Origin of the sequence: Thalassospira marina, assembly GCF_002844375.1 — a bacterium.
GTDB lineage: Bacteria > Pseudomonadota > Alphaproteobacteria > Rhodospirillales > Thalassospiraceae > Thalassospira > Thalassospira marina.
In genome coordinates, this window is sequence record NZ_CP024199.1 from 3034237 (window position 1) to 3051307 (window position 17071).

General features: G+C 55.8%; 16 protein-coding genes. 13 read left to right on the top strand and 3 right to left on the bottom strand.

What is annotated here, in order from left to right:
- Positions 1-200 precede the first annotated feature (200 nt).
- The 4 genes from purC to purL all read left to right on the top strand — a co-directional run bounded on the left by purC (position 201) and on the right by purL (position 4272).
- Complete coding sequence (gene purC / locus CSC3H3_RS13845) at positions 201-965, top strand: phosphoribosylaminoimidazolesuccinocarboxamide synthase (protein ID WP_101268406.1); 765 nt, start codon at positions 201-203, stop codon at positions 963-965.
- A 123-nt stretch (positions 966-1088) separates the two neighbouring features.
- Positions 1089-1331: a phosphoribosylformylglycinamidine synthase subunit PurS gene (gene purS, locus CSC3H3_RS13850; RefSeq protein WP_101285201.1), complete on the top strand. Its 243-nt coding sequence runs from the start codon at positions 1089-1091 to the stop codon at positions 1329-1331.
- Positions 1332-1393: 62 nt separating this feature from the next.
- A complete protein-coding gene (gene purQ, locus CSC3H3_RS13855) occupies positions 1394-2083 on the top strand; it encodes a phosphoribosylformylglycinamidine synthase subunit PurQ (protein ID WP_101268409.1) in 690 nt (229 codons plus the stop codon).
- Complete coding sequence (gene purL, locus CSC3H3_RS13860; RefSeq protein WP_101285202.1) at positions 2080-4272, top strand: phosphoribosylformylglycinamidine synthase subunit PurL; 2193 nt, start codon at positions 2080-2082, stop codon at positions 4270-4272. The genes purQ and purL overlap by 4 nt, the downstream gene beginning before the upstream one ends.
- A gap of 91 nt (positions 4273-4363) precedes the next feature.
- Here purL and CSC3H3_RS13865 read toward each other — a convergent pair whose 3' ends face one another.
- Positions 4364-5278, bottom strand: coding sequence for a LysR family transcriptional regulator (locus CSC3H3_RS13865; protein ID WP_101285203.1), 915 nt, complete (start codon positions 5276-5278; stop codon positions 4364-4366).
- 192 nt (positions 5279-5470) lie between these two features.
- Between CSC3H3_RS13865 and CSC3H3_RS13870 the strand changes: the two genes are divergently transcribed.
- On the top strand, positions 5471-6220 hold the full coding sequence (locus CSC3H3_RS13870) for an SDR family NAD(P)-dependent oxidoreductase (RefSeq protein WP_101286244.1): 750 nt from the start codon (positions 5471-5473) through the stop codon (positions 6218-6220).
- A gap of 179 nt (positions 6221-6399) precedes the next feature.
- On the opposite strand, the gene CSC3H3_RS13875 is transcribed toward CSC3H3_RS13870, so the two are convergent.
- Positions 6400-7674, bottom strand: coding sequence for an Mrp/NBP35 family ATP-binding protein (locus CSC3H3_RS13875; protein WP_101285204.1), 1275 nt, complete (start codon positions 7672-7674; stop codon positions 6400-6402).
- Between the two features lie 148 nt (positions 7675-7822).
- Between CSC3H3_RS13875 and hflK the strand changes: the two genes are divergently transcribed.
- The 4 genes from hflK (at position 7823) to CSC3H3_RS13895 (ending at position 11817) form a co-directional block, all read left to right on the top strand.
- Positions 7823-8956, top strand: a complete 1134-nt coding sequence (gene hflK, locus CSC3H3_RS13880) for an FtsH protease activity modulator HflK (protein ID WP_101285205.1) — start codon at positions 7823-7825, stop codon at positions 8954-8956.
- The gene (hflC, locus tag CSC3H3_RS13885) at positions 8956-9828 is read left to right on the top strand and encodes a protease modulator HflC (protein WP_101285206.1); all 873 of its coding nucleotides are present in this window, start codon (positions 8956-8958) and stop codon (positions 9826-9828) included. The genes hflK and hflC overlap by 1 nt, the downstream gene beginning before the upstream one ends.
- Before the next feature lie 77 nt (positions 9829-9905).
- On the top strand, positions 9906-10100 hold the full coding sequence (locus CSC3H3_RS13890) for a DUF2065 domain-containing protein (protein ID WP_101268420.1): 195 nt from the start codon (positions 9906-9908) through the stop codon (positions 10098-10100).
- Between the two features lie 214 nt (positions 10101-10314).
- Positions 10315-11817: a DegQ family serine endoprotease gene (locus CSC3H3_RS13895; RefSeq protein WP_101268422.1), complete on the top strand. Its 1503-nt coding sequence runs from the start codon at positions 10315-10317 to the stop codon at positions 11815-11817.
- An 86-nt stretch (positions 11818-11903) separates the two neighbouring features.
- On the opposite strand, the gene serB is transcribed toward CSC3H3_RS13895, so the two are convergent.
- Positions 11904-12800 (bottom strand): phosphoserine phosphatase SerB, encoded by an 897-nt coding sequence (gene serB / locus CSC3H3_RS13900; protein ID WP_101285207.1) that lies wholly within the window; start codon positions 12798-12800, stop codon positions 11904-11906.
- A gap of 188 nt (positions 12801-12988) precedes the next feature.
- Here serB and CSC3H3_RS13905 point away from each other — a divergent pair, with 188 nt between their 5' ends.
- The 4 genes from CSC3H3_RS13905 to CSC3H3_RS13920 all read left to right on the top strand — a co-directional run bounded on the left by CSC3H3_RS13905 (position 12989) and on the right by CSC3H3_RS13920 (position 16970).
- Complete coding sequence (locus tag CSC3H3_RS13905; protein ID WP_101268425.1) at positions 12989-13243, top strand: type II toxin-antitoxin system Phd/YefM family antitoxin; 255 nt, start codon at positions 12989-12991, stop codon at positions 13241-13243.
- Complete coding sequence (locus tag CSC3H3_RS13910) at positions 13243-13692, top strand: type II toxin-antitoxin system VapC family toxin (protein ID WP_101268427.1); 450 nt, start codon at positions 13243-13245, stop codon at positions 13690-13692. Before CSC3H3_RS13905 ends, CSC3H3_RS13910 begins: the two co-directional genes overlap by 1 nt.
- Positions 13693-14028: 336 nt before the next feature.
- On the top strand, positions 14029-15054 hold the full coding sequence (gene miaA / locus CSC3H3_RS13915; RefSeq protein WP_101285208.1) for a tRNA (adenosine(37)-N6)-dimethylallyltransferase MiaA: 1026 nt from the start codon (positions 14029-14031) through the stop codon (positions 15052-15054).
- Positions 15055-15206: 152 nt separating this feature from the next.
- Positions 15207-16970 (top strand): acetolactate synthase 3 large subunit, encoded by a 1764-nt coding sequence (locus tag CSC3H3_RS13920; protein ID WP_101268431.1) that lies wholly within the window; start codon positions 15207-15209, stop codon positions 16968-16970.
- Positions 16971-17071: the final 101 nt, after the last annotated feature.

Below are 17071 nucleotides of genomic sequence, written 5' to 3' on the forward strand. Positions count from 1 at the left end.
GCCAGACGACTATTTGGTGATGTCGCCCACAGGATTTCCGGGATGGTTGCAAAAGGGCAATCATTGCAGAATTTGATTATCAAACCTGCGTAAATAGTCTTTACGCGACAATTGAGTTTCCGCGCCAGCACTGCTATAGGAAGGGCGTTTCCGGGTGCCAGGTGCTGGCCTAACTGCCAAAATGTGAAAGATCCCGCCAGATGTCGAGAAAACGGCCGATTTACGAGGGCAAAGCCAAGGTTCTGTACGAAGGTACCGAGCCGGGCACGATCATCCAGTATTTCAAGGATGACGCCACCGCGTTCAACGCCCAGAAGCGCGGCACGATCGCCGGCAAGGGTGTTCTCAACAACATGATCACGGAATTCGTGATGTCTCGCCTGGCCGAGATCGGTATTCCCACCCACTTCATTCGCCGTCTCAACATGCGCGAACAGCTTGTTCGCAAAGTTGAAATCGTGCCGATCGAAGTTGTGGTCCGCAATATTTGCGCCGGTTCCATGGCAAAGCGCCTTGGCCTTGAAGAAGGCATGAAGCTGCCGCGCCCGATCGTTGAATTCTATTACAAGGATGACGATCTTGGGGACCCGCTGGTTTCTGACGAACATGTTCTCGCTCTTGGCTGGGCTTCGCCCGAAGAGCTTGAGGAAATCGTCGGTTATTCGCTGCGAATCAACGATTACCTGTGCGGCCTGATGCGTGGCATCGGCCTGAAACTGGTTGATTTCAAGCTGGAATTTGGCCGCCTGTTCGACAACGAATTTTCGCAGCTTGTTCTGGCTGACGAATTCAGCCCCGATAACTGCCGCCTGTGGGACGCCATCACCAACGAAAAAATGGACAAGGATCGCTTCCGCCGCGATCTTGGTGGTGTCGAAGAGGCATATCAGGAAGTGGCACGCCGTCTTGGTGTCCTGCCTGAATCCGCCGACATAGAGTCGCTCAACAAAGACGCGACGACGTGATTACCCAGGGCCGCGCTTGCGCGGCCCTGATCTTATTTGCGCCGGCTCGGTGGTACGACCGGCAGAGTCTAATATCAATTGACGATCGCCTCTGGCGAAAGCGAACCAAGCAAGGAGCTTCTCGTGAAAGCACGTGTTCATGTCACCCTGAAGAACGGTGTCCTCGATCCGCAGGGCAAGGCAGTTCATCACGCCCTTCAGGGCCTCGGATTTGCCGGCGTCGGAGATGTCCGCCAGGGCAAGTTCATCGAACTTGAACTTGAAGGAACCGACGTGGAAAAAGCCCGCAGCGACGTTAAAGAAATGTGCGAAAAGCTGCTCGCCAACACGGTGATCGAAAACTACGACATCGACATCGTCGCTTGAACCGGATGCGGGCCTGAGGCTGACCCCAGCCCTACCCGCCCGAATAAAAGGGAGATTGGCCAGTGAAAGCTGCCGTAATCGTATTCCCCGGTTCGAATTGCGACCGGGACGTCCAGGTGGCCCTGCAGAAACGCATGGGTACTGCGCCGCACATGGTGTGGCACCGGGAAACCGCCCTGCCGAAAACCGACCTGATCGTGCTTCCGGGTGGTTTTTCCTATGGTGACTATCTGCGTTGTGGTGCCATGGCCGCCAACAGCCCGATCATGCGCGCCGTTGTGGCCGCCGCACGGGCTGGCACGCCGGTTCTTGGCATTTGCAATGGCTTCCAGATCCTGATCGAGGCAGGCCTTCTGCCCGGCGCGCTGATGCGTAACCGCGATCTGAAATTCATCTGCAAAGATGTCACGATGCGGGTCGAAACCACCGACACCATCTTTACCAGCCATTACAACAATGGCGAAATCGTCAAGATCCCGGTCGCCCATCATGATGGCAATTATTTTGCCGATGCGGAAACCGTGAAGCGCCTTGAAGGTGAAGGCCAGGTTGTTCTGCGTTACACCGACGCCGAAGGCAATGCCACCGATGCCGCCAATATCAATGGTTCGGTCAATAACATTGCCGGGATCGTTGATGAAGAACGCCGTATTTTCGGCCTGATGCCGCACCCCGAACGCGTTATTGAACCGCTGCATCGCGGCACCCAGGGCGCATTGATATTTGATTCGCTTTTGGAGGCGCTGGCATGAGCGAGATCACCCCGGACGTTATCAAAAGCCACGGCCTGACCGCGGACGAATACAAACTGGTTCTGGAAATCATGGGTCGCGAGCCGAACCTGACCGAACTGGGTATTTTCTCTGTCATGTGGTCCGAGCATTGCTCGTACAAGTCATCGAAAAAATGGCTGAAAACCCTGCCGACCAAAGCCCCCTGGGTTATCCAGGGCCCGGGCGAAAATGCCGGTGTCATTGACATTGGCGATGGTCAGGCTGCCGTTTTCAAAATGGAAAGCCACAACCACCCGTCCTTTATCGAACCCTATCAGGGTGCGGCGACCGGTGTTGGCGGTATCATGCGTGACGTGTTCACCATGGGCGCACGCCCGATTGCCAATATGAACGCCCTGCGTTTTGGTGCGCCGGAACATCCCAAAACCCGTCACCTGCTTTCGGGCGTGGTCGAAGGTATTGGCGGTTATGGCAACTGCATGGGTGTGCCGACAATCGGTGGTGAAACCAACTTCCACCCGTCTTACAATGGCAACATCCTTGTCAATGCGATGACGGTTGGTCTGGCCGATACCGACAATATTTTCTATTCGGCAGCAGCAGGTGTCGGCAACCCGGTTGTCTATGTCGGTTCCAAAACCGGCCGTGACGGCATCCACGGTGCCACCATGGCATCGGCTGAATTTGACGATGCATCCGAAGAAAAGCGGCCGACCGTCCAGGTTGGTGACCCGTTCACCGAAAAGCTTCTGCTTGAAGCCTGCCTGGAGCTGATGGCAACTGACATGATCGTCGCCATCCAGGATATGGGCGCTGCGGGCCTGACCTCGTCGTCATTTGAAATGGCATCGAAGGGTGGTGTTGGCGTCGAGCTGTGGCTTGATAAAGTCCCGATGCGCGAAGAAGGCATGACCCCTTACGAGCTGATGCTTTCAGAATCGCAGGAACGCATGCTGATGGTTCTGCGTCCCGGTAGCGAAGAAGCCGCCAAGGCGATCTTCGATAAATGGGAACTGGACTTTGCCGTTATCGGTAAACTGACCGATAGCAAACGCATGACCCTGATGTGGCATGGCGACGTCGCTGGCGACCTGCCGATTGACCCGCTGGCTGAAGCATCACCGGAATATGACCGTCCGTGGGAAGAAACCCCGAAGCAGGACCGCATTGATCCGAACAGCATCGAACCGAAAATGCCGCACAGCGAAGCCCTGAAAACCCTGATGGGTTCGGCTGACCTGGCATCGCGCCGCTGGATCTGGGAACAGTATGACCACATGGTCATGGCTGATACCATTGTCCGCCCGGGTGGTGATGCGGGTGTGGTGCGTGTTCACAACACCAACAAGGGCCTTGCCGTTACCACCGACTGTACCCCGCGTTACGTTAAGGCGGACCCGGTTGAAGGTGGCAAACAGGCCGTTGCCGAAGCTTACCGCAACCTGACGGCCGTTGGCGCAAAACCGCTGGCAATTACCGACAATATGAATTTCGGTAACCCGGAACGTCCGCGCATCATGGGGCAGTTTGTCGGTGCCTGTAAGGGTATTGGCGAAGCCTGCATCGCGCTGGATTTCCCGGTCGTTTCAGGCAACGTATCGCTTTACAACGAAACCAATGGCGAAGGCATCCTGCCGACGCCGGCAATTGGTGGCGTTGGTTTGCTGGCCGATGTCGGCCGTATGGCGACCGTCAATGTCAAAGCCAAAGACGCCGTTCTGATCATGCTGGGTACTGCAACCGGTGAACTTGGCCAGTCGGTTTATCTGAAAAACATCGAAAATCGCGAAGCAGGCAGCCCGCCGCCGGTCGATCTTGATGCAGAAAAACGCGTTGGCAACCTGGTTCGCGGCCTGATCGAAAGCAACCTGGTTCGTACCTGCCATGACGTTTCCGATGGTGGCCTGCTGGTCGCCATTGCTGAAATGTGCCTGGCTGGCAATATCGGTGCCGATGTGTACCTGCCGGAAAAAGGCAGCGAAATCGCATGGCTGTTTGGTGAAGACCAGGCCCGTTACGTGGTTGCCACCCGCGACCCCGATAGCGTGCTGAACGCTGCGGCCAGCGCCAATGTCAATGCCGTTATCGTTGGGAATGCCGGTGGCACTGCCATCACCATCGAAGGTGACGACGCCGTTGAACTTGCCGATCTGCGCGACGTTCACGAAGGCTGGATGCCCAACTACATGGCTGCAACCATCAACTGATCAATCGGTCAGACGGTTCTGCTGTCCTATCAAACCCCGCCGCGCTATCGCCCGGCGGGGTTTTTATTTGCCCTGCCCGACAGCCTTGCCGTTAAATCATTGGACCAGCGACCTTTTCGGGAAAAGCATCCGCCAGCCAGTCGATAAACACGCGCAGGCGCGGTGTGACATATCGGTTCTGCGGATAAACCACATGGAACGGATAGGATGAAGGCCGCCAGTCCTGCAAAATCTCCACCAGATTGCCGTTTTGCAAATCTGCACCGGCGGCATAGGAAAATGTCTGGATAATGCCCAACCCTGCCACCACGGCGGCAAGATGGGCGTTGCTTTCATTCACACTGAAACGGCTTTCAACCTTGATCTCGATCTTTTCGCCATTCTGCAAAAAGCGAAAGGGAAACGGCCGGCCATCGCGCGTTGAATTATAACTGATCAGCCTGTGCCCGTTTTTCAGTTCATTCGGATAGGCTGGAACGCCGTATTTTTTCAAATATGCCGGTGCGGCACAGGTGATCATGGATGCCTTGCCGATATGGCGTGCAATCAGCGACGAATTTTCCAGCGGCCCACCGCGAATTACGCAGTCAACATTATCGCTGATCATATCAACCGCCCGGTCGGAAACGCCCAGTTCAATTTTGATATCGGGGTAAAGGTCAAAAAACGCAGGCAACAGCGGTATTAAAACATCGCTTGCCGTTGATCCGCCCACATCAATACGCAACTTGCCGCCGGGATTACGGTGCGCGGTGTTAAAGGACGAATCAATCGCCTCCAGATCCCGCAAAATGCACAGGGCCTTGGCATAATATTCCTCACCCTCGGGTGTTACGGTTACGCGGCGCGTGGTTCGTTGCAACAGCCGTACACCCAAATGCGCCTCCAGTTCCTGAACCAGCTTGCTCATGGTGGCGTTGGGCATATTCAGCGAATCTGCCGCGCGGGTGAAGCTGCCTGCCTCGACCACGCGCGAAAAGGCCCGCATCGCCAGTAACTGGTCCATTCCCGCATTCCTGTTTGTTATGATGCTTTATTATACACTCACATGAATAGTCATTTCAATTTTAGTGGATTTATCAACAAACAGGTAGCGTCTACCTTTTGGTCATTCACCAAATAACGGGCTGCGGGCCATGGGAAAATCATCCGACTGATGCGGTTTTCCGCCCCGCCCAAACCTGAAAAGGATATGACCATGACCAAACAGCTAGACGGAAAAGTCGCACTTGTAACGGGTGGCAGCACCGGCATCGGCCTTGCTGCGGCACAGGAACTGGCCCAACAGGGCGCACGGGTTTTCATCACCGGGCGTCGCGAAGAAGAACTTAATGCCGCCGTCCAGGCCATTGGGGGCAATGCCACCGGCATCCGTGCCGATGCCGCCAACAACCAGGACCTTGATGCCCTATATGCCCAAATCGCCAAATCGGCCGGTAAACTTGATATCCTGTTTGCCAATGCCGGGGGCGGCGACATGCTGCCATTGGGTGCCATTACCGAAGAACAGTTTGACCGCATTTTTGGCACCAATGTTCGCGGCGTTCTGTTTACCGTGCAAAAGGCACTGCCTTTGCTGACAAAGGGCGCATCGGTGATTTTGACATCCTCGACAACCTCGATCAAAGGCACTGAAAATTTCAGCGTCTATAGCGCCAGCAAAGCCGCCGTTCGCAACTTTGCCCGTTCCTGGGCGCTGGACCTGAAAGATCGCCAAATTCGCGTCAATGCCATCAGCCCCGGCCCGGTCCGCACACCCGGCCTTGGTGGTTTGGTCCCCGATGATGCCCGCCAGGGTCTTTATGACTTCCTGGCTGCCCAGGTGCCGCTGGGCCGTTTGGGCGAACCCGAAGAAATCGGCAAGGCTGTCGCCTTTCTGGCGTCCGATGCGGCCAGTTTTGTGAACGGGATCGAACTGTTTGTCGATGGCGGCATGGCGCAGGTCTAACGCCTCACCTTTTGCCTATCTATCACTTCACGTTAAACCCCGCCGCGCCATCGCCCGGCGGGGTTTTCTTTGGTTGGCAATCACGCTTAAAGCCATAAAAAAGGCCGGTCAGCGAAACTGACCGGCCTTATTCTGATTTCGGGGCAGTAAGGCGCATGCCTTACGCATTGCAGGTGCGATTAACGAAAGCTGATTTTCGGAAACAGGCTTTTCTTTGGTTTGGTTTTCGGGCCAACCTGTTCGTCAATCGAAGCTGCGATTTGACGGGCAATATTGGCATAGGCCTGTGAATGGGCGCCATCCGGGTCGGTTTCAATGATCGGCTTGCCTTCATCGGCTCCCAGGCGGATTTTAAGGTCCAGCGGGATCTCGCCCAGGAACGGCACACCCAGTTCATCGGCCGCCTTATGTGCGCCACCATGGTCAAACACATGGTCAACATGCCCGCAATTGGGGCACTGATAATAGCTCATATTTTCGATCAGGCCGAAAATCGGCACATTGACCTTGCGGAACATGTTCAGGCCCTTGCGGGCATCAAGCAACGCCACATCCTGCGGGGTTGAAACAATAACCGCACCGGTTACCGGCACACGCTGCGCCATTGAAAGCTGAATGTCGCCCGTGCCCGGGGGCATATCCACCACCAGCACGTCCAACTCGCCCCAGTCGGTATCACGCAGCAACTGTTCAAGCGCGCCCATTGCCATCGGCCCACGCCAGATAACCGGCTGTTCCTCGTCGATCATGAAGCCAATCGACATGATCTTGATGCCAAAGGCACTGGGCGGGGTGATTTTGCCTTCCTTGGATGAATGGGTCGGCTTTGCAGTCCGCAGGCCCATCATGCGCGGCAGGGACGGCCCGTAAATATCGGCATCCAGCAGACCAACCTTGAGCCCCTGACGGGCCAGCGACAGGGCAAGATTGACCGATGTGGTCGATTTGCCAACACCACCCTTGCCCGATGCTACCGTTACGACGGATCGAATGGCACCAAGATCAAGCGGGCGTTGCCCACCACCTGCACCAGGTCCGCCAGCGGCACCGGCACCACCAGCCGGGCGTGCGCCCTGCCCACCCGCAGCGGAATGACCATGAGAATGGCCATGCGAATGACTGTGTGAATGGCCATGATCGTGCGCGTGCGAATGCCCCGCCGGCGCACTGCCCCCCTGCGAGGCCCCCGCGCCAGCATTGCTGCGGCGTTCGGCGGTCAGGGCGACGCGGGCTGTTGTGACCCCGTTCACACCATTTACCGCGCGCTCCGCCGATTGGCGCAAATCCTCAAGTGCCGGTCCCCGTTCGGGATCAACACCAATCATGACAGTTACATTTTCACCATTAATATCAACACCTTGTACCATTCCCTTTTCAACGATGCTTTTACCATCGGCGGGATCGGTAACACCTTTAAGGGCATCAAGGATTGTTTCGCGTGTGAGCGAGTTCATGTTGCGGTCTCCGATTTTCGGCTTATGTCCTTGATCAGTTGGGACATATGGGTGCCTATCGTTGTTTTGCGCGGCTAGCTGTCATATAAGGCGGAAGAGCCGGGTAATCAAAGAGAAACACCGAACGGCAAGGAGGGGAAGACACTCGATGCCATGGAATTCGCAAGGGGGCGGTGGCCCCTGGGGTAATGGTGGCGGCAATAATGGCGGCCAGAACCCGTGGGGAAAACGTCCTTCAGGCGGGAACGGAGGTGGCAGCACGCCGCCCGATCTGGATGAAATGATTCGCAAAGGCCAGGACCGTCTGAAAAAGATGTTTCCGGGTGGTGGTGGCGGTGCCAAGGGCATCGTCCTGATTGGCCTTGCCATAATTGGCATCTGGCTTCTGACCGGGTTTTACCGGGTGCAGCCGGGTGAACAGGGCGTGACGCTTCTGTTTGGCAAATGGGTTGGCACCACCGGACCGGGTCTGAATTACTTTCTGCCCGCCCCGATTGGTGAAGTCATCACGCCGAACGTCGAACGCACCAACCAGATCGAAGTTGGCTATCGCGGTTCAGGAATGGGCAATAGCGGCACGCGTGACGTGCCCGAAGAAAGCCTGATGCTGACCGGCGACCAGAACATCATCGATATTGATTACGTGGTTCAGTGGCGTATCCGCGATGCAGGTGCCTACCTGTTTAACATTCGCGACCCTGAAACCACCATCAAGCTGGCATCGGAAAGTGCTATTCGCGAAGTAGTGGGTAAAACCGACCTTGAAGAAGCCCTGACCGTTGGTCGTGTGCAGGTCGAAGAACAGACCCGCACCCTTCTGCAGAGCATTCTGGATGGTTACCAGTCGGGTATCTTTGTTTCTGAAGTCAAAATGCAGAAAGTGGACCCGCCGCGTGAAGTTATTGATGCCTTCAACGACGTGCAGCGTGCCCGCCAGGACCGCGATCGTTCGCGCAACGAAGCCCTTGCCTATCGTAACGACATCATCCCGCGCGCCAAGGGTGACGCGGAACGTATGATCCTTGAGGCACGCGCCTATAAGGACCAGGTCGTTAAGGACGCACAGGGTGAAGCATCACGCTTTGACTCGGTTTACAATTCGTATCTGACTGCCAAAGACGTGACCAAGCGCCGCCTGTATCTTGAGACCCTGCAACAGGTTCTTAAAGATTCGAACAAAATCATTCTGGACCAGAAAGACGGCAATGGCGTCGTGCCCTATCTGCCGCTGCCTGAAATCCAGAAACAGTCTGCCACCCAGAATTCAGGAGGCAATAACTGATGGGTAGCCCGAAACTTATTGCCGCTGCCGTTGTTCTGGTGATTGCCGCGATTGTCGGCTCCATGTGCATCTTCACGGTCCGTCAGGACCAGCAGGCACTGGTGCTGCAGTTTGGTAATCCGGTCCATGCGATTTCCGAACCGGGTTTGCATTTCAAACTGCCGATCCAGAATGTGGAATATTATGAACGCCGCATCCTGGACCTGGACCCGCCGGTACAGCAGGTTCTTCTTTCCGACCAGAAGCGCGTCAATATTGACAGCTTCGCGCGCTGGAAAATTGTTGATCCCCTGCAGTTCCGCAAACGCGCGCTCAATTCGGCACAGTTCGTGCAGATTTTTGGCCAGCGTCTGAACTCGGTCATCCGTGGCGAACTGGCACAGTCCCCGCTGATTGCCCTTCTGTCTGACAACCGCGCCCGCATCATGGAGAAAATCCAGGCGGCCCTGGTTGAACCGGCGAAGGATTTTGGCGTTCAGCTGATCGATGTTCGTATCGGCCGGACCGACCTGCCGCAAGAAACCTCGCAGGCGGTGTATAACCGTATGCGTTCGGCCCGTATTGCCGAAGCATCGCAACTGCGCGCCGAAGGTGAGGAAATCAAGGCAAAAACCCAGGCTGATGCCGACCGTGAAAAAGTCGTGATCCTTGCTGAAGCCCGCCGACAGGCCGAAACCCTGCGCGGTGAAGGTGATGCGGAACGCAACAAGATCCTTGGGTCGGCCTATGGCAAAGACGCGGAATTCTTTGAATTCTACCGTTCACTGCAGGCCTATCGCGAGGCGCTTGATAACGGCACTACCATGGTCCTGTCGCCGGATTCTGAATTCTTCAAGTACTTTAATCAGTCAGCCCCCCGCGCAAGCCGCTAGACAAATTGACAGGGCGACCGGCATACTCTGCCGGTCGCCTTTTTGATTCATAAATAAAAAACGGAACGTCCGCCCCCATGAAAGAACTCGCCACAGCCATTCTTCTGGCAATCGCGCTGGAGGGAATGTTTTATTCGCTGTTTCCGCGCGGGGCGAAACGGGTCATGGAACTTATGCAGGAAATTTCCGAAACCCAATTGCGGATCGGCGGACTGGCCGCTGCCATTTTATGTGTCGGTGCCATCTGGGCAATGCGCCAGTTCTGGCAATAATGGCCCCTTAAACTGTGACGATTACCCATTGATACGTCACAGAAAGCACCCCTGACACAAATTCCCCTACAGAAAACAGACTTCTACCTTAGACTTGCCCTTTTTTCGCCAAACTCGCCCCTAATTTGGGAAAGGTGCGGTGCAGTCCCTTGCATCGCCTGCTGCACAAATCATAAAAATCTCCGTGAACGCGGCAACAAACAGGATCAATACCATGCGAAAAGCGTTTTACAATCCGGCCCGCAAGCTGTCTGCGGCGCTCGTGATTGTGTTATTCGGTGTGACGAGCATCGCGCAAAGCGCGTATGCCCGCAGCGCACCTGACAGTTTTGCCGACATGGCTGAACGGCTGCTTCCCGCCGTTGTCAATATCTCGACCAGCCAGCTTGTCGCCGACCGCCAGGGTCCTGACTTCCAGTTCCCTCCCGGTTCCCCGTTTGAAGACCTGTTCCGTGACTTTATGGAACGCAATGGCCAGGGCAAAGGCGGCGACCAGAACGCGCCTAAAAAGCACCGTGCAACGGCCCTGGGTTCGGGCTTCATCATTTCGGCTGACGGCTATATCGTTACCAACAACCACGTCATTGATGGCGCCGACGAAATTTCGGTTACCCTGCATGATAACGAAACCCTGCCAGCCAAGCTGATCGGCCGTGATGCAAAAACCGACGTCGCGCTTCTGAAGGTTGAACCGAAAAAAGACCTGCCCTTCGTTAAATGGGGCGATTCGGACAAAGCCCGCGTTGGCGAATGGGCCATGGCGATTGGCAACCCGTTTGGTCTGGGCGGCACCGTGACCGCCGGTATCATTTCGGCACGTAACCGCGATATCAACCAGGGTCCGTATGATGACTTCATACAGACCGATGCCTCGATCAACCGTGGCAACTCTGGTGGTCCGCTGTTCAATATGGATGGCGACGTGATCGGCATTAACAGCGCCATCTATTCGCCTTCTGGCGGGTCGGTCGGCATTGGTTTTGCCATTCCTTCGGCAATTGCGGAATCCGTTGTCGAACAGATCAAGGAATATGGCCGTCCGCGTCGTGGCTGGCTGGGTGTCCACATCCAGACCGTGACCGATGACATCGCCGATTCTGTTGGCCTGGACGAAGCCTATGGCGCAATGGTTGCTGGTGTCACCAAAGACGGCCCGGCTGAAAAAGCCGGCATCCAGCAGGGCGACGTTATCCTGCGCTTTGATGGCAAAAAGGTTGAAAGCATGCGTCGCCTGCCGCGCATCGTTGCAGAAACCAAGATCGGCAAATCCGTCGATGTTGAACTGTGGCGCGACGGCAAGAAAAAAGACGTCACTGTTGACCTTGGCGAGCTGAAAGAAGACCAGGTTGCAGAAAATGATTCTGGCGACCAGCAGGAACAGGCAACCCCGGAAGCTTCCAGCGAAGCCACCATTGATGCCCTTGGCCTCAAGGTTGCCAACATTGATGACGAACTGCGCCAGCGCTTCAACCTGACCGCCGATACCGAAGGTGTCGTGGTGACCGATGTTGATACCGCCAGCTTCTCGGCTGAAAAGGGTGTTCGCCCGGGCGATATCATCCTTGAAGCCTCGCACCAGTCAGTCACCAATATCGATGAAGTGCAGAAAGCCGTTAAATCGGCACAGGATGACGGCAAACGCACCATTCTGATGCTGATCGAAACGTCTGCCGGTCCGCGTTATTTCGGCCTGACGCTCGATAAAAAAGACAAATAAGACCTGAAGGCATTCAGTCTTGAAAAGAAAGGGGCGGTCCTGCAAATGGACCGCCCCTTTTGTATTTCAAACGCCCAACCGGTTAATCAGGCTTCAACAAACTGATCGCGGGCATAGCCCTGCAAATACAGAAGTGCGGTTAAATCACCATGATTGATGCGAATGCGCGCCTGCGCCTGGACAGACGGCTTGGCATGAAAGGCAACGCCCGTTCCCGCGAGCGAGATCATCTGCAAATCATTGGCTCCATCGCCCACGGCAATGGCATCGGCAACGGTGATGCCGTTCTGTGCTGCCAGCGTTTCCAGGGCATCAACCTTTGCCTGGCGGTCAAGCACGGGTTTCTGCACCTTGCCAGTCAGGGTTTTGCCATCATCGGTCAACAGGACATTGGCCTGGTCAAAATCAAAGCCCAGTTCGCGACGTACCGCCGATGTAAAGAAATCAAACCCGCCTGAAACCAGGGCCGCAAAGGCCCCATTGGTGCGCATGGTCGCAACAAGGGTGCGCGCACCACCGGTATATTCCACCCGCTTCCAGGCTTCATCAAGCATCGCAACCGACATGCCCGCCAGCAAACCGACCCGTTCATCAAGGGCGGCTTCAAAATCCAGCTCGCCATTCATGGCGCGCGCGGTAATGGCAGCGACACGGTCCTTGACGCCGGCGAAATCGGCAAGTTCATCAAGGGTTTCGCCTGTCACCATGGTGCTGTCCATATCGGCAATCAGCAGCTTTTTGGCGCGCCCTTCTGTGATCTGGACCACTTTATCAGCGGCAATATCGCAGTTTTCCAATGCCTTTTCGGCGGCTTCGCACGTTACACCTGTAAAGAAAAGGTCACAGGCCTCGCCTGTTGCCAGCCAGCGCATCTCGCCTGTTTCCGCGCCATTGGCACGAAGGGCGGCTGTTGCCGTTTCAATCATGCCCTCGCTTAGGGCACCGGAATTGGGCGCTGTGATCAGGGTCAGGACCAGATCCATTTATTGCAGGCTCCTTGCTGGCTGTAAGGATGAAAAACGTGCTGTCTTTATCCTGATTGCACAGGTCAAAGACAAGAAAAGTTTCGGAAAAAGCGGAACATCAACGGCGTAGAAACATTGATACAATAAGAAGCCCTGTTACTTTGAACATTCATGGATGAAATTTCCGTCCGTTATGAAAGCCAGTTATGGACATCAGCACATTCACCGCCCGCGAGTTTAACCAGGACACCAGCAAGGCCAAAAAAGCCAGCCTGCGGGGTCCGGTTTTCATCACCGACCGGGGCAAACCGGCCCATGTCCTGCTGTCGATAGAGCAGTATCAGAAGATTTTGGGCCTTGCGCCTTCCATCGTGGATCTGCTGGCAAAGCCCGAAACGGCCGATATCGACCTGAAACCCCAGCGCATCGAGAACATGTCCGACATTGCGGATTTTGAATAATGTATTTGCTAGACAGTGACGTCATCGTCGAACTCAGAAAAGCTGGCACCGGAAAAGCCAACGAAAATGTCGTGAACTGGGCGAACTCCGTCCCCACGGCAGGGACTTTTCTGTCAGCAATCACCATCCTTGAACTGGAAATCGCCATTCTGGAATTTGAATGGCAGGACGAAGAACGTGGCCCGATGATGCGCCAATGGCTTGATGACCAGGTCGTTCCCGCCTTTGATGGCCGGGTATTGCCGATCAACGAAAAAGTGGCGCGCAAATTTGCACAGTTCCACAGCCATACCCCGCATTCCGAGGGGGCAACCCTGCTTGCCGCGACCGCCCTTGTGCATGGCTTGACGGTTGTGACCCGCAATACCGATGAATTCAAACAAACCGGTGTCACCATCTGTAACCCGTGGGATGCCCCCGAAGACGCGCCGTGTAACCCTGACGGCTAGTCAAACAGGACCATATCATCTGTGCCCACCGCATTTTAGGGGCCACCGGCGATGGTGCCGATTTCATGCGGTGGTAATCCCCCCATCCCTTCCTGCCCTGAAACATCCCAAGAATTTGGCCTGCCGGGAAACCATTCCCACCCTTTGCCGGGTTTCGCCATAAATGCCCGGCCCCTTTGCGGCCTTTCTTACATTTCCAATGCAAACAGTTTATGGATAAGGGTGCCTTGCACCTGTTATATCCGCCGCCAGACGGCGATGGCTTTGGGCATTTCGGCAATATGCCGGAAAACAGGCCCCCATCGTCCATCCGACCGGCAAAACGGAACTGCATTGATGAGTGATACCAACATCCCCGCTGCCCCTGCATCGCCAAACGCTGCACCAGCCGATGCCGCCGCCCCTGGCGAAGGCGGCCGGTTTTTGCCCGTCATTATTGTGGCCGGGCCAACGGCCAGTGGTAAATCAGCGCTGGCACTGGATCTGGCCAAGGAATTTAACGGCGTCATCATCAATGCCGATAGCATGCAGGTCTATCGCGAATTGCGCGTCCTGAGCGCGCGGCCCGATGACAGCGAAACAGCACGGGCCCCGCATCGCCTTTATGGTGTGCTGTCCGGCGCCGAGGCGTGCTCGGCCGGGAAATGGCGGGAAATGGCCCTGACCGAAATCGCCGCCTGCCATCAAAACGGGCAACTGCCCATCGTAACAGGCGGCACAGGCATGTATTTAAATGCCCTGACCAATGGCATCGCCCCGATTCCCGATATCGACAAATCCGTGCGTGACCAGGTCACCGCCGAGCTTGAGGCCATGGGCCATGCGGCCTTTTTTGCCAGATTGCAGCAACAGGACGCAGCAACGGCCGCAACACTTGACCCCGCCAACAGCCAGCGGCTGATTCGCGCCGCCGAGGTTTTACGGGCGACCGGGCATGGTTTGGCGTATTGGCACGGCGCTGCAATGCTGCCTCCCCCTCCGGGCATGGCTTTTCTGAAATTCTGTTACATGCCGCCGCGCGACATTCTTTATGACCGCTGCAATCGCCGGTTTGATCTGATGATCGAACAGGGCGCGATCGAAGAAGTGCGCCTGCTGCTTGAACAGAACCTTCCACCCGAATCCCCGGTAATGAAGGCGGTAGGTGTGCGCGAACTGGGTGCCTACCTATCTGGCGCCCTGTCACTGGCCGATGCAAAAACCCTCGCACAGCGTGAAACGCGCCGATATGCCAAGCGCCAATTGACCTGGTTTCGCCACCAGATGACGGACCGCGAAACCATCGACGCGCAATATTCGGAAAGTCTGGCAAGCAAATTGCGTAATCTTGTTCACCAATTTCTGTTGACCGCGCCAAAGTGAGGCGATAGTTTGGCCTCTCCGCCGGTGAAATGGCGGAAAACCGCCGTTTCGGCGGCTTTTTCAACCCCAATTACAGGGTAGATCGATCATGTTGCAATCTCGCGGTTATCACGCGACACGTTGTTGTCGCTAAGTAAGAGGCTCGAAGAATCATGGCAGAACGTATTATGAATGGTGCAGAAGTAGTGTTGCAGGCCCTGGCAGATCAGGGTGTGGAAGTCGTATTCGGCTATCCCGGCGGCGCTGTGCTTCCGCTATATGACGAGATATTCAAACAGAATCACATTCGTCACGTTCTAGTGCGCCATGAACAGGCTGCCGTGCATGCCGCCGAAGGCTATGCGCGTTCCACCGGCAAGGTTGGCTGCGTTCTGGTTACCAGCGGCCCCGGTGCGACAAATGCCGTTACGGGCCTGACCGATGCATTGCTCGATTCTATTCCCATTGTCTGCCTGACCGGCCAGGTGCCGACACACCTGATTGGCAATGATGCCTTTCAGGAAGCAGACACCACCGGCATTACCCGCCCCTGCACCAAACACAATTATCTGGTGAAGGAAAGTGACCGTCTGGCGCGCACGATGCACGAGGCCTTCCATGTTGCGACCACTGGTCGCCCTGGCCCTGTCGTGATCGACCTGCCGAAAGACATTCTGGTTAGCCCGGCACCCTATATTGAACCCTCACAGGTTCAGCACCGCACCTATAATCCGCAGGTTAAGGGCGATCGTTCGCAGATCGAAAAGGCGGTTGAAATTCTGGCTTCGGCCAAAAAGCCGATCCTGTATTGCGGGGGTGGTGTTATCAATTCCGGGCCGCAGGCCTGTAAACTGCTGACCGAATTTACCCGCCTGACCGGCGCACCGATCACCCTGACCCTGATGGGCCTGGGTGCTTACCCGGCATCGGATAAACAGTATCTTGGCATGCTGGGCATGCACGGCACCTACGAAGCAAACCTGTCCATGCATGATTGCGACGTCATGATTGCCATTGGTGCCCGTTTTGATGACCGCGTCACCGGCAATATCGATTTCTTCTCGCCCGGTTCGACCAAAATCCAGATCGATATCGACCCCAGCTCGATCAACAAAAACGTTGCTGTTGATATTGGCATTGTTGGCGATGTTGGCCATGTCCTTGAAGACATGATGAAAATCTGGAAGGCCAAGCAATACAGCATCAATCAGGCTGCCCTTGATTCCTGGTGGGGCGAGATTGAAGGCTGGCGTGAAAAACGCTGCCTGTCCTATATCCAGCCCAATGACGTGATCAAGCCGCAGCATGTTATTCGCCGCATGCATGCCCTGACCCGTGATCGTAAAACCTTCATCACCACCGATGTTGGCCAGCACCAGATGTGGGCGGCACAGCATTTCGGGTTTGAACATCCCAATGAATGGATGACGTCCGGTGGTCTTGGCACCATGGGTTATGGCCTTCCGGCTGCCATGGGCGTTCAGGTTGCCCATCCCGATGCCACCGTTATCTGCTTTAGCGGTGATGCATCGATCATGATGAACATCCAGGAATGCGCAACGCTGACCCAGTATCGCCTGCCGGTCAAAACCGTCATCCTCAATAACCGCTATATGGGCATGGTGCGTCAGTGGCAGCAGTTGCTGCACGGGTCGCGCTATTCCGAAAGCTATAGCGAAACCCTGCCGGACTTCGTCAAGCTGGCCGATGCCTTTGGCTTTACCGGCCTGACCTGCACCAACCCGGCTGATCTTGATGATGCCCTTCAGAAAATGCTCGATATTGACGGGCCGGTGATTCTGGATGTGGCGGTGGATGACAAGGAAAACTGCTTCCCGATGATTCCGTCTGGCAAACCGCACAATGAAATGTTGCTGGGCCATGAAACAAGTGATGCCCAGGCCATCGATTCCGACGAAGGGATGGTCCTGGTCTAACTGGCCTTTTTGCTGCGCGAAAGCGCACCCGAAGAACCGATATTTTCATGATGACAGGCGGGGCCGGCGCGATCACAGACAATCGCCCGCCCCGACCCCAG